This is a genomic window from Agrobacterium sp. LR_9 (assembly GCF_041954855.1).
GTDB lineage: Bacteria > Pseudomonadota > Alphaproteobacteria > Rhizobiales > Rhizobiaceae > Agrobacterium > Agrobacterium leguminum.
In genome coordinates, this window is the sequence record NZ_JAVAYA010000016.1 from 34135 (window position 1) to 53937 (window position 19803).

Annotated in this window: 20 protein-coding genes; 7 read left to right on the forward strand and 13 right to left on the reverse strand. The window is 60.7% G+C overall.

What is annotated here, in order from left to right:
* Positions 1-26: 26 nt before the first annotated feature.
* From RAC79_RS17920 to RAC79_RS17930, 3 genes are all read left to right on the forward strand, one after another.
* The gene (locus tag RAC79_RS17920) at positions 27-242 is read left to right on the forward strand and encodes a hypothetical protein (protein WP_174039814.1); all 216 of its coding nucleotides are present in this window, start codon (positions 27-29) and stop codon (positions 240-242) included.
* Between the two features lie 96 nt (positions 243-338).
* Positions 339-476 carry a hypothetical protein gene (locus RAC79_RS17925; protein ID WP_162856819.1) on the forward strand — a complete coding sequence of 46 codons (138 nt, stop codon included), beginning with the start codon at positions 339-341 and terminating at the stop codon, positions 474-476.
* A 546-nt stretch (positions 477-1022) separates the two neighbouring features.
* On the forward strand, positions 1023-1310 hold the full coding sequence (locus RAC79_RS17930) for a hypothetical protein (RefSeq protein WP_078053615.1): 288 nt from the start codon (positions 1023-1025) through the stop codon (positions 1308-1310).
* A 369-nt stretch (positions 1311-1679) separates the two neighbouring features.
* On the opposite strand, the gene RAC79_RS17935 is transcribed toward RAC79_RS17930, so the two are convergent.
* Positions 1680-2777 (reverse strand): acyltransferase, encoded by a 1098-nt coding sequence (locus tag RAC79_RS17935; protein ID WP_174045066.1) that lies wholly within the window; start codon positions 2775-2777, stop codon positions 1680-1682.
* A 311-nt stretch (positions 2778-3088) separates the two neighbouring features.
* Here RAC79_RS17935 and RAC79_RS17940 point away from each other — a divergent pair, with 311 nt between their 5' ends.
* Positions 3089-3325, forward strand: a complete 237-nt coding sequence (locus RAC79_RS17940) for an acyl carrier protein (RefSeq protein ID WP_003520197.1) — start codon at positions 3089-3091, stop codon at positions 3323-3325.
* Positions 3326-3338: 13 nt separating this feature from the next.
* On the opposite strand, the gene RAC79_RS17945 is transcribed toward RAC79_RS17940, so the two are convergent.
* The 4 genes from RAC79_RS17945 to RAC79_RS17960 all read right to left on the reverse strand — a co-directional run bounded on the left by RAC79_RS17945 (position 3339) and on the right by RAC79_RS17960 (position 7609).
* Complete coding sequence (locus RAC79_RS17945; RefSeq protein WP_174045069.1) at positions 3339-5297, reverse strand: MacB family efflux pump subunit; 1959 nt, start codon at positions 5295-5297, stop codon at positions 3339-3341.
* A 3-nt stretch (positions 5298-5300) separates the two neighbouring features.
* On the reverse strand, positions 5301-6524 hold the full coding sequence (locus RAC79_RS17950) for an efflux RND transporter periplasmic adaptor subunit (RefSeq protein WP_374997421.1): 1224 nt from the start codon (positions 6522-6524) through the stop codon (positions 5301-5303).
* Between the two features lie 22 nt (positions 6525-6546).
* Positions 6547-6843 carry a hypothetical protein gene (locus RAC79_RS17955; protein WP_338809902.1) on the reverse strand — a complete coding sequence of 99 codons (297 nt, stop codon included), beginning with the start codon at positions 6841-6843 and terminating at the stop codon, positions 6547-6549.
* 127 nt (positions 6844-6970) lie between these two features.
* Positions 6971-7609: a hypothetical protein gene (locus tag RAC79_RS17960; protein WP_080857175.1), complete on the reverse strand. Its 639-nt coding sequence runs from the start codon at positions 7607-7609 to the stop codon at positions 6971-6973.
* A 202-nt stretch (positions 7610-7811) separates the two neighbouring features.
* Between RAC79_RS17960 and RAC79_RS17965 the strand changes: the two genes are divergently transcribed.
* Both RAC79_RS17965 and RAC79_RS17970 read left to right on the forward strand, forming a co-directional pair.
* Positions 7812-8543 (forward strand): response regulator, encoded by a 732-nt coding sequence (locus RAC79_RS17965; RefSeq protein ID WP_003522672.1) that lies wholly within the window; start codon positions 7812-7814, stop codon positions 8541-8543.
* Positions 8540-9802 carry an ATP-binding protein gene (locus RAC79_RS17970; protein WP_374997422.1) on the forward strand — a complete coding sequence of 421 codons (1263 nt, stop codon included), beginning with the start codon at positions 8540-8542 and terminating at the stop codon, positions 9800-9802. Before RAC79_RS17965 ends, RAC79_RS17970 begins: the two co-directional genes overlap by 4 nt.
* A 2-nt stretch (positions 9803-9804) precedes the next feature.
* On the opposite strand, the gene RAC79_RS17975 is transcribed toward RAC79_RS17970, so the two are convergent.
* From RAC79_RS17975 to RAC79_RS18000, 6 genes are all read right to left on the reverse strand, one after another.
* Positions 9805-10929 (reverse strand): glycoside hydrolase family 105 protein, encoded by a 1125-nt coding sequence (locus tag RAC79_RS17975; RefSeq protein WP_374997423.1) that lies wholly within the window; start codon positions 10927-10929, stop codon positions 9805-9807.
* An 8-nt stretch (positions 10930-10937) separates the two neighbouring features.
* Positions 10938-12491, reverse strand: coding sequence for a glycoside hydrolase family 28 protein (locus RAC79_RS17980; RefSeq protein ID WP_174039821.1), 1554 nt, complete (start codon positions 12489-12491; stop codon positions 10938-10940).
* 112 nt (positions 12492-12603) lie between these two features.
* Positions 12604-13872, reverse strand: a complete 1269-nt coding sequence (locus RAC79_RS17985; RefSeq protein WP_174039822.1) for an ABC transporter substrate-binding protein — start codon at positions 13870-13872, stop codon at positions 12604-12606.
* Between the two features lie 43 nt (positions 13873-13915).
* Positions 13916-15016 carry an ABC transporter ATP-binding protein gene (locus RAC79_RS17990; protein WP_174039823.1) on the reverse strand — a complete coding sequence of 367 codons (1101 nt, stop codon included), beginning with the start codon at positions 15014-15016 and terminating at the stop codon, positions 13916-13918.
* 2 nt (positions 15017-15018) lie between these two features.
* Entirely contained in the window at positions 15019-15903 is an 885-nt protein-coding gene (locus RAC79_RS17995; protein WP_059757080.1) for a carbohydrate ABC transporter permease, read from the reverse strand.
* Between the two features lie 4 nt (positions 15904-15907).
* Positions 15908-16789, reverse strand: a complete 882-nt coding sequence (locus tag RAC79_RS18000) for a carbohydrate ABC transporter permease (RefSeq protein ID WP_003522679.1) — start codon at positions 16787-16789, stop codon at positions 15908-15910.
* Between the two features lie 212 nt (positions 16790-17001).
* On the opposite strand from RAC79_RS18000, the gene RAC79_RS18005 reads away from it, so the two are divergent.
* Positions 17002-17928 (forward strand): AraC family transcriptional regulator, encoded by a 927-nt coding sequence (locus RAC79_RS18005; RefSeq protein WP_174039824.1) that lies wholly within the window; start codon positions 17002-17004, stop codon positions 17926-17928.
* Between the two features lie 29 nt (positions 17929-17957).
* Here the strand turns inward: RAC79_RS18005 and RAC79_RS18010 are convergent, their stop codons facing one another.
* Both RAC79_RS18010 and RAC79_RS18015 read right to left on the reverse strand, forming a co-directional pair.
* Positions 17958-19238 (reverse strand): TRAP transporter large permease, encoded by a 1281-nt coding sequence (locus tag RAC79_RS18010; RefSeq protein WP_059757073.1) that lies wholly within the window; start codon positions 19236-19238, stop codon positions 17958-17960.
* Complete coding sequence (locus RAC79_RS18015) at positions 19239-19760, reverse strand: TRAP transporter small permease (RefSeq protein WP_003522682.1); 522 nt, start codon at positions 19758-19760, stop codon at positions 19239-19241.
* Positions 19761-19803: the final 43 nt, after the last annotated feature.

Consider the following 19803-nt stretch of genomic DNA (forward strand, 5'->3'; position numbering starts at 1 on the left):
ACCGCTCTTCCATAAAGGAGAATGCCATGGCCGCGTCAAAGGAAGCTTTTTTCAAACCCGGCAAACTATCCGCACATGACAGGGCGTCATTGACGGATAACGCCGCAAAGCAGATCATAAACGCCGAGGCCGACCAGCGCGCCCGCAAAACGGAACGCCTTCGCCAGCTTCGCGAAGCACAGGAAGCGACGATCATCGCCGATGCGCCGGTTTCCGCAAAAAAACGATCCGGCAAGAATTGACTGGCCGGATTTCCAGCATCGCCAGGTCGAACGGGCCTTGAACGGATTGTCTCATAGCCGCTCGAGGCCGCATCGATCCAAGAGGAGGAGGACACCATGGCCAAGGGTCAATTGCGCAGCAACAAGGAAATCCGCAAACCGAAGAAGGACAAGACGAAAGCACCTGCCGCGCCGCCCACAGGTTCGCAGGTCAAATTCGCAAACGCCACGACAGCGGATAGCAAAAAGAAATAGGCGCCAAGCCGGCCGACAAGTCACGGCGAATAAAGCATAGCCATCCATGCCGGACTTGTTTTGGCCACATTACCCATTTAAACAGCTCTCATGGCAACTGCTGGTGAGCGCGAATGAAATCGACGTTCGCAGTTGTTTTAGTCGCTTCAGACTTTTGACCACGGATGTACTGGCACGGGTGTTGAGAGCGATATGAGGAAGGTCGGTGCAATATTGCCCCGGCCTTTTTTGTTGCCTGCGGGAGCGCGTGCTAAATTGCCCATTCTACGAGACAGAATTAACTTGCCTATTCTCCTCAAAGGGCGCACCCTTCCCTATCGGTAATTAAAGGGCGTTGCCGCCGTAAGGCCTCTTGCAATCTTTGCCCTGTCCCGCCTGTTGACCAGGGGAACGATCTCCAAGCCACGCGACATGCATGACGGTACAGGCCGGAGACGGTTTGCCTGATGCTGTGCGCGTTTCGAGGCGTTGAAGCGTCCTCGCGCCACTTATGGGTGGCGACGCGACGCTCCAGCTTTTTTGACCCCCACGGGAAAGGAGGACGTCATGTCTTCCGCATATGAAAATTGCATCATCACATCGCAGGACCTGAAAATGCTGCAGTCAGTGCTGGAAGGTCTCGGTTATGACAGCCACACCATGGATGACGAAGTCATTCTCTACAACAATGCCGCCCGCAAGGTGATCGAGCTCTTTCAGGATGGCTTGACCGACCCTGCCGATATTTCGGAAGAAATGCTGTTCCTGTTCGGCGTTCACAAACATGAACGCGTCAAACCGTGGAAACCGCTGCCGCGTTACGCCATTCAGGGCTTGCCGCCTCTTTACCGGTGATGGACTTGCCGCCCTTTCCGTGGCGGCCTTCAAAATCACCGATGAAAATAACGGCTTGGCAAAAGCCGTATATCAGGCAACACTGAAATTGGGCGTCCCGCGCGCGATCAGGCGCGTCCCGGGAAGCTTGGGTATGGAATGTGCACCCTGTGCGTTGCGGGACCATGACCGGTCTTTGCCAAGCGTCGGTTGTTTCCCATGCCGGTAAGTTTTGCGTCTGCGTGGAGGTGAGTATGACGTATGACTGGAGCGGCCGCAAAATGCGCCGCATGCGAGCGGCGAAACTGACGATCATCAGCCTCGTCGCGGCTTTCGTGCTGACTGCCCCGATTTTTGCCCATTATTGAGGTTTTCAGCCGCGAGGCAGGGTCATACCGGCTGGCGGATTTCACTCGGCTTTCTCAACCGGTTCTTCAGCCATTTCTGAACGGGCTGATCGTAATGGACCGTCAGCCACCATGACAGGTACGTCGTGCCGATGAGGAAAACAATGCCGGCCGGCAAAGCAAGGTTTTCCCGGTGCACAGCGGGGATCAGAAACTCCGTCCAGGCCAGAAGCGGAATATGCAGTACATAGACCGCGTAGGACGCCGTGCCGAGAAACACCGAAACCATTCCCACACCGCGCCCCGGAACCGTCTTGCTGGCGACGAACAGCAGCATCGGCCAGACGACGAGGACCACCGCAAGATCGAAGAACGGTCGAAGCTCGCGCGACATGGGCACGGCCAGAATGAAACAGACCAGCAGAAGGCAAAGCGCCGCCTGAAAAGGTTTCAACTGCGGCACGCGATTGCGAAAACGGTAAATCAGCACGCCGGCAAAAAACGAGAAGAACACCCGCCCCATGCCGGCATACATTTCATGCCAGCGAAAACCGGCATGCAGACGGCCGAACTGGGCGGCGGCCACCATCAGCACAAGGGCGCTGATAATGAGCACCGCGGCGGTCTGTTTCGTCGTGGCCCGGACACCGAAGCGGGCGTAAAACGCATTCACCACCAGCTCGTTGAAAAGCGACCATGCCGGGCTGACGAGAAACAGCGCGCCGTTCAGAGTGAGCGTGAAGGGCGCCGGCAAAAAGAGCAGCCCCGTTACCAAGGCGAAAGCAAGCTCGCCGGGATCGATAAGACGATGCAGATCATCGATCGGCGTCGGCAGGCCCAGCACGTAGAGGCAGATGAAATAGGCCGCCATCAGGGCCAGCGCCAGCCCATAAAGAGGGTAAAGACGTGCAAAGCGCGCCTTCATGAAAAAGCCTGGCGTAATCGCCCCTTCGGCCAGTTTCCGGCTATAGGCATGCGCGAGCACGAAACCGCTGAGCGCAAAGAACAGATCCACGGCGAGATAGCTCGAAGCCGTGCTTTTCCCAAACAGATCCTCGGCATGGCGGTGGACGATGAAAAGGGCGGCCACGCCCCTTATGCCATCGAGCAATATAAAGCGTTCCGGGGACGACTGGACCATGGCATGAGGCTCGGTTTGGCTGACGGATTTGAGGTTCGCAGGCAACGAGCTTTACCGCGTTGCGGTTCACCGCTACCAGTCACAAACTGTTTAACGTGGCGAACATCCCATATTATTATGGAATACTAACGGGTGATCGACACTCTTTCGCGGCTGCGAAAGGCGTGCTACGTCCGGATGTCATCGATCTTCCGAGCCTTTGACTCTGTGCCCTGTCCTTTCGAAATTCAGCTTGATTTCGCTTGGATATCTTCGGCGCAAATTCAGATGGAGCGGCGTTCGGCGGCAGGCAACTTTCGCGGAGTCTCACCATGTCCACCATTGCAGAACGTATCAGAAAAATCATCGTGGACCAGCTTGGTGCAGACCCTGCCACCATCGTGGACGAGGCCAGTTTTGCTGACGATCTCGGTGCGGATTCGCTCGAGACCGTTCAGATCGTCATGGAAATCGAAGAGGAATTCGGGGTGGAAATTCCAGATTCCGCCGCAAGCACGATCCTGACCGTTGGCGACGCCATCCGCTTCGTCGAAAAAAACAAGGCGTGACCGGCGGGGGGATTTACCCCGCAGACAAAGCCGCGACGGGATCGAGCTTCGACGCGTTGCGCGCCGGCAGATAACCGAAGACAACGCCGATCAGCGTCGAGCAGACGAAGGCGGCGATGATCGACGCCGTGGAATTGACCATGGCGAAATTGCTGCTGAAGGCGGAGAAAAGCGCGCCGAAGCCGAGGCTGCCGAGCACGCCCAGCGTACCGCCGATGATGCAGACCAGCACCGCCTCGATGAGGAACTGCCGCAGAATATCGGTGCGGCGCGCGCCCACCGCCATGCGCACGCCGATTTCCGATACGCGTTCAGACACAGAAACGAGCATGATGTTCATCACCCCGATGCCGCCGACCAGCAGCGAAATCACCGCAATGGCCGCAATCAGAAGGGTCAGCGTCTGCGTGGTGCTGGTGATGGTCTGGCGGATATCGTCGGTATTGAGAATGTAGAAATCCCGTGTGCCGTGCCGCTGGGTCAGAAGCGTCGTCACCGCCTGCTCGGCGATTGAGGCATCGACATCGTCGGCCACCTGCACCGTGATGCTGCGCAGCGACAGGCTGCCGAGAAAGCGCGACTGGACGGCGGTATAGGGCAGGTAAAGCGACAGGTTCTGGCTTGAGCCGAAACCGCCCTGCTGCGCCTGCGTGACGCCGACGATGCGGGCCGGCACCTTGCCGATGAGAATGACCTGACCGACAGGACTGCCATCGAAATCCGCAAACAGCGATTTGCGGGTATTTTCGTCGATCACCACTTCCTGCGCCTTCTGCGCGACGCTCCCACCATCGAAAAAGCGGCCCTGCGACAGCTTGGTGCCCTTGGCGACGAAATAGCGCTCACTGACGCCGTTCACCAGCGCATTCGCTTCCTTCGCGCCGAAACGCACCGTGCTGGAGGTCGAGACCGTCGGCGTCACCGCCGCGACATAGGATTGCTTGGCAAGCGCTTCGGCATCGGAAACGACGAGCGTGGTGATCTTGCCCGACCTTATGTCACCGAAATCCTTGCCGGCGAAGATTTCCAGCGTGTTGGTGCCAAGACTCGATATGTTCTGCAGCACCCGCTGCTGCGACCCCTGCCCCAGCGCCACGACGCTGATGACCGAGGCGATGCCGATGATGATGCCGAGCATGGTGAGAAAGGTGCGCAGCTTGTGCGCCCGCATCGACAGAAGCGCCATGCGCAACGCCTCGCGCAGAGACGAAACGAGACCCGCAAGACCGGAAGACCCGGCGGAAACGGCAGCGGGTTTGGCATCGACCTGCGGTACGGTCGTCGCATCCGTCCTGCGGTCGGAAATGATCGTTCCGTCGCTGATTTCGATGATCCGCCCGGCGCGTCTGGCAATCGACATATCGTGGGTGACGATGATGACGGTGCGGCCTTCAGCATGCAGCTCGCCGAGGATGCGCAACACCTCGTCGCCGCTGGCGCTATCGAGCGCGCCGGTCGGTTCGTCGGCAAGAATGATCTCGGCACCGTTCATCAGGGCGCGGGCGATGGAAACGCGCTGCTGCTGGCCACCGGAAAGCTGGCCGGGACGGTGATCGAGGCGTTCCGCCATGCCGAGGCGGCCAAGCAGCCTTGCGGCATTGTGCCTGCGGTCGCCCTGCGTCTTGCCGGCATAGATCGCCGGAATTTCAACATTGCCAAGCGCCGTCAGCTCGGCCAGCAGATGGTAGCGCTGGAAGATAAAGCCGAGATTTTCACGCCTGAGCGCCGAAAGCGCGTCGGCATCGAGATTGCTCGTTTCCCGGCCCCTGATGCTGTAGCTACCCGATGTCGGGCGGTCGAGGCAGCCGAGAATATTCATCAGCGTCGACTTGCCCGACCCGGACGCGCCGACGATCGCCACCATCTCACCGGCCTCGATGGTGAGGTCGATGTTCTTCAGCACGCTGATCGTGCCTTCGCCGGAGGGATAATCCCGCCGCACGGATTTAAGCGAAATCAAAGGTTCAGCCATGGTTCAAAGTCCCATCGGCGGGCCGCCCGGCCCCGGCATGGCGTTTGCGGTGGTGTCGGTGGAACGCTCGCCGGTCACCACGCGCTCGTTTTCGGCAAGGCCGGAACGCACTTCCGCCGTGACCTTGTTGTTGAGCCCGATTTCGACCTTGCGCTCGGAAACCCTGCCATCGGCGCCGGCCACGCGCACGACATAGCTGCCGTCGCTGTCCATGCTGCCAAGGGCTGCCGAGGGGACGGTCAGCACGTCCTTCGCTTCGCCGAGAACGATATGGACCTCCGCCGTCATGTAGGTGCGCAGCTTGCCGTCCGGGTTCGGCACTTCGAACACGCCATTATAATAGATCGCCTCGGATGACGACGTGCTGGAAGAGGACGAGCTGGAGGATGAAGAGGTCGAGGAACTGAAGCTGGAATCGCTGCGCACGGATTCCGGCGCCGGCTCTATCGAGGCGAGCGTCGCGTCGTAACGCTGCTGCGGCTCGCCCAGCACCGTGAAATAGACCGGCAGGTCCGGCCTGACCCGCGTTACATCCGCCTCGGAAATTTCCGTGCGCACCGTCATCCGGTCGAGCTGGCCGAGGATGACGATGGTTGGCGCGGATTGGGTGGCATTGACGGTCTGCCCTTCCTGACTGACGATCGACAGAACGGTGCCTTCGATGGGCGCGGTGATCTTCGTATAGCCAAGATTGGCCTCGGCCGTTTCCACCGCGACCTGCGCTTCCTCGATCTGGGCGTCGATGGCTTCGATCTGCGCCTCGGTGACGGCAAGGGCTGCGGTGGCGCTTTCGAAATCGGCGCGGGAGGCCGCGTTCTTTGACACCATCTCCTGCTGACGGGCAAGGCTCTGGCGGTTGAGAAGAAGCGTTGCCTGCTTCTCCACCCGCTGCGCCTTCACGTTCGCCAGGGCCGCCTGCGCCGTGCGCAGGCTGTTCGTCTGGGTAACGGAATCGATTTCGGCGATCAGATCGCCTGCCTTGACCGTATCGCCGAGCGTCACCTTGACGGCGGTGATGCGGCCGGAGGCCTGCGCGCCGACGGCGACAAGGCGAACGGGTTTCAGCGTTCCCGTCGCCAGCACCGTCTGCTCGATATCGCCGCGCGTCACCGGTGCGGTTATGTAGTCGGGTGTGGCCGCCCGCGTATATTGCGAGGACAGCCAGTAGCCGCCCACAGCGAGAGCGACAACCGCCAGCAATGCGCCTGCCTTGCGTGCCGTTTTCATATTGATGTCCTGTCCAGCCGGTTCACTCGAAGGAAGAAACCGGCGTCATGTCGTGTTTTACGAGGATGAAACCCCTCTCCGCTTCGATCCATTCATAGGCAGAGGCGGATTTTCGCACCGCGGCCTTGCGGCAGGTGCTGCGAAGACGTCTCGAATCCATCTTTTCGCGCTGATCCTTCGCACAGGCGGGCTGACGCCGTTGTTCATCCTGCCGGGATTTGGCCGCCGGCTGTTGCACGGGCTTGTCCTTTGCCACGGCCACCGACCAGGCAAAGCTCAAACCAAAAGCCGTTGCCAGCACCAGATAGAAGTATCTCATCATCGTCTTCCTGCTTGAAAATCACGCGGGGGATCGCAGGCGTGCGATCCCCCGGCTCCAGCCGTCGCCGGCTGATTTCCTCCTTTACTGGGGGGCAGATTAAAGGAGGAAACTTCGAATAGTTGCCTCAGCCCCGTTCCGCCTCGGGAACCGGCGGCCTCATATCGCCATGCGGGGGAGCAAAGCCGCCGCGGTCTGCGGGGCCATGACGCGGGCCGGGAGGCGGAGGCGGCATCAGTGCACGCTCAAGCTCGGCAAGCTTCAGCACCTGCTGCGGCGAAAGCTTCGGTTTCAGCGCCGCAATGGCGTCCTGCAGGGCTTTGGCCTTTTCCGCCTTCTGCGCGATGATGCCTGCCAGCTCCTCTCCCGCAAGACGCGGCTCGGGCCTGGCCTTGCCTTCACCCGGCACCGACGGCGGCGGATTGCGCTCTGGACCGGGGGAAACGAGATCGATCAGCGCCGCGGTATAGGCGCGCCATGGACCGAGCTGTTCCGGCCTGACGCCGAGATAGATTTCAGCCGCCGAAAGCTTCGTCGCCAGCCCTAGAACATCCGGGCCGGGCATTCTGCGCATATGCGGCGGCAGCGGCCTTTCATCCGGACCCCGATCCGGGCCGATGTCCGGGCCGAGATCGAGATTGGCGTGCGGCGGCGCAGCCTGTTCGGTCGCCTGGGGTGCGGGCGCATTCTCTTCCGCTGCCTGCGCGGCGGCGGAAACGCCAATAGTTGCTGTCGCGATGGCGGCGGCCAGTAGCGAGTTTCTCATCTTACCTTCCTTCCGTTTTCCAACATGAAAGGACGATAGGAGCATCGCGTTTCCGGCTTTGGTCCGAATGTTTCCGGGCTGCTTCCGCAAACCGCCTATTTGTAACCGAATGTTGCCAGAACGGCCCCGGAAAGCTTTCGTTGCAAAAATCCGCCGTTTCTTTTCAGCGCTTATGTATAGTGGCATCAAAAGGTTGGACGATATGACGACAGTTTCGGTGACACATATATTGATCGTCGATGACGATCCGGAAATACGCACATTGCTCGCGAAATATCTCGGCTCGCAGGGGTTTCGCGTGTCGATGGCCGCCGACAGGCGTGAGTTCGAGGAAAAGATCGCCAGCTCCGATCCCGATCTCATCGTGCTCGACGTGATGCTGCCCGATGGCTCCGGCCTCGATATCTGCCGCGATCTGCAGGGTCGCCGGCCGCGCACGCCGGTCATTCTCCTGACGGCGCTGAAGGAAGATGTCGACCGCATCGTCGGGCTGGAAATCGGCGCCGACGACTATCTCGGCAAACCCTTCAATCCGCGCGAACTGACCGCGCGCATCAAGGCCGTGCTCCGCCGCGCCACGCCGCAGGAGGCTCCCCGCCCCTCATCCGCCGCCTATGGTTTTGCGGATTTCACCGCCGATCCCGAGCAGCGCTCCGTCATCCGCGCCAGCGGTGAAAAGATAGATTTGACGGGAGCGGAATTCGATCTGCTGAAAGTCTTTCTCGACAGGCCCGGTCGGCTGCTCTCCCGCGATCAGCTTCTCGATCTCACGCAGGGCAAGGATCGCGGCCCGTTCGACCGCTCCATCGACGTGCTGATGAGCCGCTTGCGCAAGAAGCTGGACGCCGACACTCAAACGCCGATATTCAAGACCGTGCGCAATGGCGGTTACCAGATGACGGTTCAGGTCAAAACCCTGCCGGTGCAGCGATGAGCTCGCTTAAAAACCGCATCACGGCGCTGATGATCGTCTCCATCATCGCGGTCATCGCACTTGCGACTTTTGTAGCGGACCGGACGTTGCAGCCGCCGCCGCCCGACGCCACCATCGAGCCGCTGGCCCGCAGCCTCGCCTTTGCCGTAACCATGGCCGAGCGCGATCCCTCGCTGCAGCAGCCAGGTTATTTCCAGATAGAACAGAGGCCGCCGCAAGGCGATCTCGACGGCATGCTCTCGGAATTTCTGGAAAAGGCGCTGGCCCGCGTCGGAGAGCCGCGCACCGCAATGGTCATCCGCTCACCGGGAAACCCTGCGCCCGTGGCGGCTATCGCGCTGGAAAAAGGCGGCTGGCTGGTCGCGGAAATCCCGCATATGGGTCCGCCGCCGGGCGGCTGGAAGATTTTCGGCATGTGGATCGGGCTGATCATCCTCGGCAGTGCCGCCGTTTCGATCTTTGCCGCCAGCAAGATCACCCGCCCGCTCGACATGCTGGAAAATGCCGCCGCCAGCATCGGGCCTGACGGTTCGCTGCCGCACCTGCCGGAAACCGGACCGGGCGAAATCCGCGCCACCGCGCGGGCGCTGAACGAACTCGCCACCCGCCTGAAGGCGGCGATGGAAAGCCGCATGCGCCTCGTCGCCGCCGCCGGCCACGACCTCAGAACACCGATGACCCGCATGCGGCTGAGGGCGGAATTCATCGAGAACGACGAGGAACGGGCGAAATGGCTGGCGGACCTCGAGGAGCTGGACGCCATCGCCGACAGCGCCATTCTTCTGGTGCGGGAAGAGGTCAGCCAGGATAGCGTCAAGACGATCGACATCGGTACGCTTCTCAGCGAGATCGTCAGCGATGTTTCCGATCTTGGTCATGCGGGCGCGCTCGACTTCATCGAGCCGGAAGCCGCCATGACCATCAAGGCGGCACCGCTGGCGCTGAAGAGAGCCCTGCGCAACCTCATCCTGAACGCCGTTACCCATGGCAAGAAGGCGCATATCGATCTGACCGGAGACGACAGCGAAATCGTCGTGACGATCAGGGATGAAGGCCCCGGCATTCCGCAGGAACTGATCGGGCGGGTTTTCGAACCCTTCTTCCGGGTGGACCTCGCGCGGCGTAAATCAATCCCCGGCGTGGGTCTTGGTCTTGCCATCGCCAAGGAAATCATCGAGCGCTTCGGCGGCACGATCACCATTGCCAACCATAAGAAACAGGGCCTGATCCAGACCGTGATCTTCACAAGGGCGGCGTGACGTCACGCCGCTGAAACAGCCTGCGCCTGCGGCTTGGCCAGAAGCAGGCATTCGGCATAGGCCATCATCAGCGGCCCGACCCCCTTGGCATCGTCGGACACCACCGGCTCGGTCAGATAATATTCCGGCGTTCCATCGCGATAATTGCCCTCAAAGCCGCCAAGGCCCGCGACATGAACGATGCCGGTGAGGCGCGTCACGCCCTCTTCATCGGCTTTCAGCCGGGTTTCAAGAAGCGCCTCAAGCGCGCGACGACCCGCCGAAAGGGCGGCATTCGCCTCTTCGCCCTGCACGAGCTTCAGCCGCACTGCATGCAGCAAGGCATAGGCAAACATGGCTGAGGCGGATGTTTCCTCGTAATTGCCCGCAAGGCCCGGATTGTCGAGAACCTGCATCCAGAGCCCTGTCTCGGTCTGCCGTGCGATGATGCCGGTCAGAAGCGACTGCGTCTTGTTGCGAAGCGCCGCCGTCGCGCCGTCTTCCGGCAGGATGGCCAGCGCGTCCACCAGCGCCATGGCCAGCCAGCCGACCGCGCGCGCCCATATGGCTGGAGACTTGCCGCTTTGAGGATCGGCCCAGCGCTGGCTGCGGCTGTGGTCGTAACCATGGGCATAGAGCCCACCGCTATCCTCGGTCGCCGCGAGTGCCGCTGAAAACTGCCGCAGTGCATCGTCGATCAGTTCCGCCCGGCCCGTCTCCTGCGCATATTCGATCTGGAAAGGAAGCCCCATATAAAGCCCGTCCAACCAGACCTGATGCGGATAACGCTTCTTGTGCCAGTAATTCCCGGATGCGATGCGTGGATGGCTGCGCAGTTGCCCCGCCAGATGTTCCGCCGCAGCGAGGTAACGCGGATCGCCCGTTTCCGCCGCAAGGGGAAAGAGGATACGGCCGGCGAGAATATGGTCGATATTATATTCCTGCGGATCGTACCCGGCGAGCGTGCCGTCTGGCGCTATCTGCGCATCGGCGAGACGATGCAGATGGTCGTTCCAGCGCGCATCACCCGTCGCCTCGAACAGCTGCTGCAGGCCGCGATAGACGCATCCATCCTCATAACACCAGCTTCCGCCCTTGTAATGTTTATAGCGACTGGAGAATTGATCAAAATATTCAGTGGCTTTCATCGGCTTTCTCAATCGAAATCTGACACAATGGAAACGGAAGCATCGCTCAACAGGGCGGGATTATCGCTGACTATATGCGCCTGCTCGAAAACAATCGCCTCATGGCGCATGGGGCGCACCCGGTCGGCCATTATCGGCGGCGTTGCGGTGGCCGAAGGATCACGCGAGACAATGGTGAGATTGCGGATGGCGATGTTGCGGATGGGCGCTTCGGCAAGGCCGAGAAAAGCACCGGCCGCATGGGAGAGATTGCGGATTTCGACATCCTCCACGGTAATACCGTCGATAAAGGGCGTGCCGCCATCGACCGGCGCAGGCTTTCGCGACTGCACCCAGTCGTCATGTCCATCGGCGTCGCAATGGTAATGGGCATTGGCGGAAAGCGCGGTGTGCACGCCATCCAGCAGCACCCGGCGCATGGCGATGTTGCTGACTGTTCCGCCCCGCCCGCGCCGTGTCTTGAGGCGCAGGCCGCGATCCGTGCCGACCATGTCGCAATCCTCGACCGCCACGTCATGCACACCGCCGGACATTTCCGAACCGATCACCAGCCCGCCATGGCCGCGCTGCATCAGGCAATGGCGCACCCGAATGCCGCGCGTTTCCGCGAGATGATCGTCCTCGCCATCGGGGCCGCGCTTTCCCGCCTTCACCGCGATGCAATCGTCGCCGACGGAAAAGCGCACGCCTGATATCGTAACGTTGCGGCAGCTTTCGGGGTTGAAACCATCGGTGTTCGGGCTGTCATGCGGTGCGACGATGCTGAGGCCGGCGGCGATCAAGTCTTCGCAGCCCTGCGGATGGATCGTCCAGGAGGCGGCGTTTTGGATGGTGAAACCGAGCAGGTTTGTGTTCCGGCAGGAAACGAGATGCAGGCCACGCGGCCGGCGCGCGCCGTCGCGAGTTTCTTTCGGCCAGCTCCACCAGTCGCCGCTATCGCCCGAACCATCGAGAACGCCCCTGCCCTCGATGACGAGATTGTCTGCCGCGATGGCATGAACCGGCGCGGCAAAACAGGCATCCGGCAAGCCTTCCCAGCTTCCGAGCATACGGCCTGCCCCATCGCGGGCAGGCAGGATCGGCCAGCCCCTGCGGGTGGAGGGCGCGCGCAGCACGGCTCCTTCGGCAAGGTGGAAGGTCATGTTGCTTTTCAGGCGAACGGGAAAGGCTGTCCAGAGACCGGCCCCGAGACGCAACGTGCCACCCTGCGGAACCGCAGCCACGGCCCTTTCCAGCGCCTGTGCATTGGCGCGCGCACGTGTCTCATCATCCAGCGCAACACCCGGCATCAGGGAAAATTCCGCAGCCTCGACAAGCCCGGCACAGGGGGCGGTTCTGAACTCCAGCCGCCCGAACCCCTCCGCTTCGAAAACATAGCGCGTATCCGGGGAGAGATCATGCAGCAGCATCACCACGGTCGCGGTTTCGCCTCTCCTTTCGGCGCCATCCGCCGACGTCAAACGCCATGCCGTTTTGGACGGAAGGAAATAGCGAGCGCCGGGCACGGCAAGGCAAAGCGCTGCCGTTCGCGCCGAAGACGCGATGATAAGGGGTTCGTTCATGCTCTTTTCTCGTCTTTGGTGCCTGTCCGGCCAAACCCTTGGCGGACATGCCTCACATCATCCGGCAGCCGGATAGGGAGCCTGCCGCCATTGAGGCGGCAGGCCATCGTCGTCAATCGAATTTGGCAAGAACATCGTTGGTCGTATCGATGATCTGCTCGGCCGCTTCTTCCGCCGTCAGCTGGCCATAGGCATATTCCTCAAGCGTATCGATGAAGCCCGAGCGGATTTCAGGATGCTCGTTGAAGGGTGACACCACCGGTCCGGATGCCGCCATGACGATGGCGTTGGCGGCCCGCACCTCCGGCTCGCCCTTGTCACCCAGACGCGCCGCCGCTGCCTTCGAAGCGGGCAGGCCGCGTGAGGTGCCGAGCGCATCGATGCCCTCAGGTTCGTTCAGCAGGCAGTTCAGGATTTGCGCGGCCGCCTCCGGGTTCTTAGAGTTTTTCGAGATCGAAAACACCATGGAGGGCTTACGATAGACGCCCTCGGTTACGGCATCGGCAAGCTTCAGCATCGGGAACGGTTTCAGAACCTGCCCTTCCTTGAGCGGATCGGCATATTTCGAATAGGTCGAATCCCATTCATAGGAACCGGCAATCCGGCCTTCGGACCAGGACGGCTTTTCGTAAAGATTGACGTTACCGTCGGCCGCTTCCTCTTTCTGCGAGCGGATCGATGCGGTTTCGACCAGCTTGCCGACGAAGGAAATGCCCTCGGCCAGCTCCTCCGGCGTCCAGGCCACGCGGTTGGTCTTGGGATCGACCAGATCCTTGCCGGTCTTCTGCACGACAGCCAGCGTCACCAGCAGCTGGGCAGTCTCCTTCACGGCATTGAAGGTGTAATAGTCCTTGCCGAGCTTTTCCTTGATGGTCTTGGTTGCCGCGAAAAACTCGTCCCAGGTCTTCGGAATTTCAACGCCGGCCTTTTCGAAGGTGGTGGCGTTGAAGAAGAAGACGCGGCCGGTGGTGGAAACGGAAAGCCCCTGCAACACGCCATTCATCGAACCGGCGTCCAGATCGCTCTCCGCCCATTGCGAAAGATCGAGCGGTTTCAGCTGGCGCAGATCGGCAAAACCTTCTCCGTTCTTGGAAAACAGCGGCAGCCACGGCCAGTTGACCTGAACGATATCGGCCTCCGTCTTGCCTGCCATCTGCGTGGTGAGCTTTTCCAGATAGCCGTCGAAGCCGGTGAATTCCCCCTTCACCGTGTGGCCGTATTTCTCGCCGCAGGCGGCAATGGCCTTCTGGGTGGCGACGTGGCGGCTTTCACCGCCCCACCACGACATGCGCAGTTCCGCAGCACCTGCCGCCGGGGCCGTCGCCATCGCCACATAAGCGGCGCCGGCGAGCATCGCCATCATTCTTGTCATCGTCTTCATTGTTCTTCTCCTCCTCGAAAAATCAGGCACGCCCGTCCCCTCCTCACAGCGAGACGTTGCGACCATCGGCCTTGTCGAAAATATGCAGCTTCTCCGGGTCCGGCTTCAGCCGCAGGATGCCGTCGCGCCCAAGCGCCTCGAACTCTGCCGCACCGACCACGCTCACCAGCTTCTGGCCGCCGAGATCGGCGTGCAGATAGACCTCGTGGCCCATGAATTCCGCATTGGTGAGTTTCGCCTGCAGCGCCGGGCCATCGGCTTCTCCCGCCAGCGAAAGATGCTGCGGGCGGATGCCGATGACGGCGTCTGCGGGTCTCGCCGATAGCCGCTGCTCCAGATGCGTACCGACGGGCAGCCGCTGGCCGGCGATGACGAATTCCGCGCCGTCGATTGCCACATCCACCAGGTTCATTTCCGGCGTGCCGATAAAGCCGGCGACGAAAAGATTGGCGGGATGGTTATAAAGCTCCTTCGGCGTCGCGACCTGCATGATGCGGCCCGCCTGCATGACGCAGATACGGTCGCCCATGGTCATGGCCTCCGTCTGGTCATGGGTGACGTAAATGACCGTCGAGGACAGGCCTTCCGCCTTCAACTGACGGTGCAGATCGGTGATGCGCACCCGCATGGAGGCGCGAAGCTTTGCGTCGAGATTGGACAGCGGCTCATCGAACAGGAACACGCCGGGCTTCTTGATGAGCGCGCGGCCCAGCGCCACGCGCTGCGCCTGCCCGCCCGAGAGCTGTTTCGGCAGACGGTCGAGCAGCGGCTCGATTTCGAGAATGCGCGCGACATTGTCGATTGCCTTTTCGATCTCGGGCTTCGCGACACCGGCGATCTTCAGGCCGAAGGCGAGATTGCCGCGCACCTTCATATGCGGATAAAGCGCATAATTCTGGAACACCATGGCGATGGAGCGCTTGCCGGGCGGCAGGTCGTTGACGCGCTGGTCGCCGATCAGGATTTCGCCGCCGGTGATTTCCTCCAGCCCCGCCACCATGCGCAGCGTCGTGGATTTGGCGCAGCCGGAAGGGCCGACGAACACCATGAACTCACCATCCTCGACCTCGAGATTGATGCCGTGCACGGCCTTGAAGCTGCCGCCATAGATTTTTTCGAGATTTTTAAGTTGAACGCTTGCCATTTTCAGCCCTTGACCCCGCCAGACGAGATCCCTTCAATGAAATACCGTTGCGCCGCGAAGAACACGATCAGCGCAGGCGCGATCGTCAGCACCGACATTGCCAGGATGCGGTTCCATTCGAAGGCTTCGGTAGTGTCGATGGAGAGTTTGAGCGCGAGGCTCACCGGATATTTGTCGACCGATGACAGGTAGATCAGCGGCCCGAGGAAATCGTTCATCGTCCACATGAACTGGAACAGGCAAACCGAGATCAGTGCGGGCGCCAGCATCGGCACCACGATATAGATGAGGGTCTGCAGGCTGTTGGCGCCATCCACCCGGGCGGCCTCTTCCATGTCCGATGGCAGCGAGCGCAGAAACTGCACCAGCATGAAGACGAAGAAGGCATCGCCGGCGAGCGCGGACGGCACCCAGAGCGGCAGGAAACTGTCCAGCCAGCCGAGATCGCGAAACAGGATATATTGCGGAATGCGGGTAACGACATTCGGCAGCAGCAGAATGGCGATGACCGAGCCGAACAGGATCTTCTTCAGCGGAAAATCGAAGCGGGCAAAGGCATAGGCCGCCATGGTGCAGGAAATCGCCGTGCCGATGACTTTCGGCAGGATGATCAGGAACGAATTCCAGAAGAACCGGCCGAACGTATAGGGCGTCGAGGTTTCCCAGCCGCGGATATAGCCGTCCAGAGTCGGGTTTTCGGGAATGAAACCGGCCCCGGAGAAGATTTCCGAATTGGTCTTGAAGCTCGCGCCCACCAGCCAGATCAGCGGATAGAGCATGATGAGGCCGACCGCGAAGAGAAGCACGTAACGGACCGAGGTGGAGACGAGCCTCAGCCGCGCCCGGCGGGCCGCCTGCATGTCGTTTAGGGTTGCGATATCGGTCATGGCATCAGTTCCGCTTGTCGCCGGCGTAATAGACCCACTTCTTCGACGACCAGAAGGCCACGAGGGTCAGCACGGTGATGATGGTGAAGAGCACCCAGGCGATGGCGGAGGCATAGCCCATGTTGAACTTCTTGAAGGCCTCGTCATAGATGTAAAGAGGCAGGAGATAAGTTGACTTCAACGGCCCGCCCTGGGTGATGATGTAAGGCCCGTTGAACTCCTGGAATGCCTGAACCATCTGCATGATGAGGTTGAAGAAGATCACCGGCGTCAGCAGCGGCAGCGTGATGAAGAAGAATGTTCTCACCTTGCCTGCGCCATCGATGGCGGCGGCCTCGTAAAGCGACTTGTCGATGGATTGCAGCGCGGCGAGGAATATCACCATGGCCGAACCGAACTGCCAGCAGCGCAGCAGCGTGATGGTGAAAAGCGCGTTGCCCGGATCGCCGAACCAGTCCACCGGCGACAGGCCGATGGCGACCAGCGCCATATTGGCGAGTCCCTCGCTTGCGAAGATATAGCGCCACAGAACCGCAATCGCGATGGAGCCGCCAAGAATGGACGGCACGTAAAAGGCGGTGCGGAAGAAGTTGATGAATTGCAGCTTGTAATTGAGTATGGCCGCAATGAACAGCGCGAAGGCAAGCTTCAGCGGCACCGTCAGAAACACGTAGAACAGGGTAACGTTCAGCGATTTCATGAAGGTGCGGTCGCGGGTGAACAGCCGCTCGTAATTGGCCAATCCAGCCCAGCTGGGATCGCTCATCAGATCGTAACGGGTGAAGCTGAGATAGAGCGAGCCGAGAAACGGGATGGCCGTGAAGACCAGAAGCCCGACGATATAAGGCGTCAGATATCCCAGCCCGAGGAAGCGCTGAGATTTCATAATGCTCCTCCCCGCGTCCCAGTGGAACGCGAATGACAGAATACAATTTCGTACAAGTGATTCTCCCGGAACAGCCAGCGGCGGGCGCGTGATGGGGCAATTTCTCGCCGCGACCGATCTCCTCCCTCATTGATACGGCGCGTAAAAGCAATTTATGCGGTGACAAAACCAAATTTCCGCGCCAAGGTGAATTAACAAAGACGAGGAAAAAGATGGACGAAATCGAAGGTGGCATTCTATCGTCCGTTCCACCTGCGGCGCTCAACCTCAACCTGACGCGCGCAACGATCAAGATGGAGCATTCGCGCACCTGGCAGATCGACAAATCCAACCAGGTGGACGACCTCATCATCTGTCTGGAAGGGCGCGGGCATTATCTCGTTGATGGCGAGGCGCGGGTGCTGGAGCCGGGTGACGCCATGCTGATTTTCCGGGGGCAGCGCTTTGTCGGCTGGAACGAGCAGGCCGTCACCTATCGCGGGGTGGCGCAGCATTTCACGCTGGATATTTACGGCCGCCACAACCTGATCGCGCAGATGGACCTGAAGCCGAAAGTGAGGCTGAGCCGCTGGGCGCTCTTGGAACCGCTGGTGCGCCACTACCGGCAGAGCGCCCCGCCCTCCTCCGTCACGCTTGGCCAGCATCATCTCTTTATGGTGCTTCTCATCGCCTTCATTGACGACGCCTTCCTCGGATGGGTGGACCGCCCGAGTTTCCAGCCGGAGGGCACGGAAGGCCTCGACCTTGCGGTGATGAAGGCGATCACCATGATTTCGGCCAATCCGCTGGACCCCGACATTGCCAGCCGGGCGACCGAGGCGGCTCCCTATAATCGCGATTATTTTCTGCGCGAATTCCAGAAACGGGTGGGACGGACGCCGCGCAAATATCAGGAGTTCAAACGCATGGAACGCGCCATGCATTTTCTCGAGGCGGGGCTTTCGGTCTCGGCGGCGGCCGCCGAAGTGGGCTATGGCGACCCCTATTATTTCTCGCGCATGTTCAAACGGACATTGGGGTTAAGCCCGCGCGACCATATGAACCGCATACGCCGCAGCAGGCACGGCAATCTCATGGCCTTTGACGAACACGAACAGCAAAGGCTGCTTGCCACTGAAACGGAAAAGGCCCCGGCATAGCGGGGCCTTCTCGTTTAAAAGCGCTGGAATTACCGGAACAGTGACGGCAACCACAGGGACAGCGACGGAATATAGGTGACGGCAAGCAGCACCGCGATGCTGGCCCCAAAGAACGGCCAGATCGTCCGCATCGCTTCCCGTATCGATATGCCGCCCACCGCGCAGCCGACGAAAAGCACCGTTCCGACCGGCGGCGTGTTGAGCCCGATGCCGGCGTTCAGGATCATCACCACGCCGAAATGCACGGGGTCGATGCCGAAGGCCTTCACGACGGGCAGAAGCACCGGCGTGGAGATGATGACCATCGGCGCCATGTCCATGAAGGTGCCGAGCAACAGCAGGATGACATTGATGACGAGCAGCACGATGATCGGATTGTCCGAAATCGCGCTGATAGCGGCAATCATCAGCGTCTGCACCTGCAGGAAGGCCATCAGCCAGCCGAAGGACGCCGCCGTGCCGATGACCAGCAGAACCATGGCCGTCGTGCGCACCGCACCCATCACCGCCTCGACGAAACCGCTCCAGTCCAGCTCGCGGTAGACGAGCATGGCAACGAGGAAGGCGTAGAGAACCGCGATGCAGGAACTTTCCGTCGCGGTGAAGATGCCCGAACGCACGCCGCCGAAGATGATGCCGATCAACAGGATGCCGGGGAACGAAGCCAGGAGATAATACATCAGCTTCGAGAAGCCAGGGAACGGCTCGGAAGGATAACCCTTGCGCCGGGCAACGATATAGGCCGTCACCATCAGCGCCGCTGCAAGCAGGAAACCCGGAACGATGCCGGCGGTGAAGAGATCGGCCACCGAAACATTGCCGCCCGCCGCAATCGAATAAAGGATCATGTTATGCGAGGGCGGTATCATCAGCGCGATGATGGCCGCATTGACCGTGACATTGACCGCATAGTCCCTGTCATAACCGCGCTTGGCCATTTGCGGGATCATCAACCCGCCGACGGCCGAGGCATCGGCCACGGCCGAGCCGGAAATGCCGCCGAACAGCGTCGAGGCCACGATATTGACCTGGCCGAGGCCGCCGCGCAGGTGCCCCACGAGACCGGCCGCAAAGCGGATGAGGCGATGGGCGATGCCGCCGCGCACCATCAGGTCGCCGGCGAAGATGAAAAACGGTATCGCCATCATCGCAAACACGTTCATGCCGGAATTCATCTGCTGGAACACCACGATGGGCGGCAGGCCGAGATAAAGAACCGTGGCGAAAGAGGCGATGCCGAGGCAGAACGCGATCGGCGTGCCGATCAGCATCAGCAGGGTGAAGACCCCGAAGAGAATGGTGTAAGCCATTTATGCGGCCTCCTGCACGATCACGTCGGCCGCAATCTCCTCGCCGATGGCGAGATCGACGAAACGTTCAGCCGCAAACAGCGCGATGAGGAAACCGCCGCCGATCAGCGGGAAGAAATCCGTGCCGCCCGGCCAGCCGAGAACTGGGATCGTCGCCGTCCATGTGCCCATGGAAAGCGAGGTGCCATACCAGGCCATGCCGGCACCGAAGAAGAAGATCAGCGCAAGGCTTGTCAGGTCCATGCCCTTCTGCACGCGCGGCGGCATCATGTAGCGCAAAATATCAAGCCCCAGATGCACGCTCTCGCGCACGCCCACTGCCGCCCCCAGCATGATGAACCACGACATGAGATGCAGCGACAGCGGCTCCGACCAGCTGGGTGAATCGTTGAGAATATACCGCGCAAAGACCTGCCAGCCGACGATAAGCGTCATGGCGATCATGCCGATACCGGCAATATAGAGCGACGCGTGGCTGAGCGCGCCGAGAAAGGGGCGAATGGCCCGCATGAAATTTCGCATTGTCTGTTCCTCCGCGTCAACGGCGACAAAAGAAAACCGGCCC

Coding starts and splice junctions, on each gene's coding strand:
- RAC79_RS17995 (WP_059757080.1), bottom strand. CDS start 15,903: ATGACCGATATCGCAACCCTAAACGACATGCAGGCGGCCCGCCGGGCG.
- RAC79_RS17950 (WP_374997421.1), bottom strand. CDS start 6,524: ATGAAAACGGCACGCAAGGCAGGCGCATTGCTGGCGGTTGTCGCTCTC.
- RAC79_RS18015 (WP_003522682.1), bottom strand. CDS start 19,760: ATGCGAAATTTCATGCGGGCCATTCGCCCCTTTCTCGGCGCGCTCAGC.
- RAC79_RS17920 (WP_174039814.1), top strand. CDS start 27: ATGGCCGCGTCAAAGGAAGCTTTTTTCAAACCCGGCAAACTATCCGCA.
- RAC79_RS17965 (WP_003522672.1), top strand. CDS start 7,812: ATGACGACAGTTTCGGTGACACATATATTGATCGTCGATGACGATCCG.
- RAC79_RS17945 (WP_174045069.1), bottom strand. CDS start 5,297: ATGGCTGAACCTTTGATTTCGCTTAAATCCGTGCGGCGGGATTATCCC.
- RAC79_RS17940 (WP_003520197.1), top strand. CDS start 3,089: ATGTCCACCATTGCAGAACGTATCAGAAAAATCATCGTGGACCAGCTT.
- RAC79_RS17960 (WP_080857175.1), bottom strand. CDS start 7,609: ATGAGAAACTCGCTACTGGCCGCCGCCATCGCGACAGCAACTATTGGC.
- RAC79_RS17990 (WP_174039823.1), bottom strand. CDS start 15,016: ATGGCAAGCGTTCAACTTAAAAATCTCGAAAAAATCTATGGCGGCAGC.
- RAC79_RS17955 (WP_338809902.1), bottom strand. CDS start 6,843: ATGAGATACTTCTATCTGGTGCTGGCAACGGCTTTTGGTTTGAGCTTT.
- RAC79_RS17975 (WP_374997423.1), bottom strand. CDS start 10,929: ATGAAAGCCACTGAATATTTTGATCAATTCTCCAGTCGCTATAAACAT.
- RAC79_RS17985 (WP_174039822.1), bottom strand. CDS start 13,872: ATGAAGACGATGACAAGAATGATGGCGATGCTCGCCGGCGCCGCTTAT.
- RAC79_RS17925 (WP_162856819.1), top strand. CDS start 339: ATGGCCAAGGGTCAATTGCGCAGCAACAAGGAAATCCGCAAACCGAAG.
- RAC79_RS18005 (WP_174039824.1), top strand. CDS start 17,002: ATGGACGAAATCGAAGGTGGCATTCTATCGTCCGTTCCACCTGCGGCG.
- RAC79_RS17935 (WP_174045066.1), bottom strand. CDS start 2,777: ATGGTCCAGTCGTCCCCGGAACGCTTTATATTGCTCGATGGCATAAGG.
- RAC79_RS17930 (WP_078053615.1), top strand. CDS start 1,023: ATGTCTTCCGCATATGAAAATTGCATCATCACATCGCAGGACCTGAAA.
- RAC79_RS18010 (WP_059757073.1), bottom strand. CDS start 19,238: ATGGCTTACACCATTCTCTTCGGGGTCTTCACCCTGCTGATGCTGATC.
- RAC79_RS18000 (WP_003522679.1), bottom strand. CDS start 16,789: ATGAAATCTCAGCGCTTCCTCGGGCTGGGATATCTGACGCCTTATATC.
- RAC79_RS17980 (WP_174039821.1), bottom strand. CDS start 12,491: ATGAACGAACCCCTTATCATCGCGTCTTCGGCGCGAACGGCAGCGCTT.
- RAC79_RS17970 (WP_374997422.1), top strand. CDS start 8,540: ATGAGCTCGCTTAAAAACCGCATCACGGCGCTGATGATCGTCTCCATC.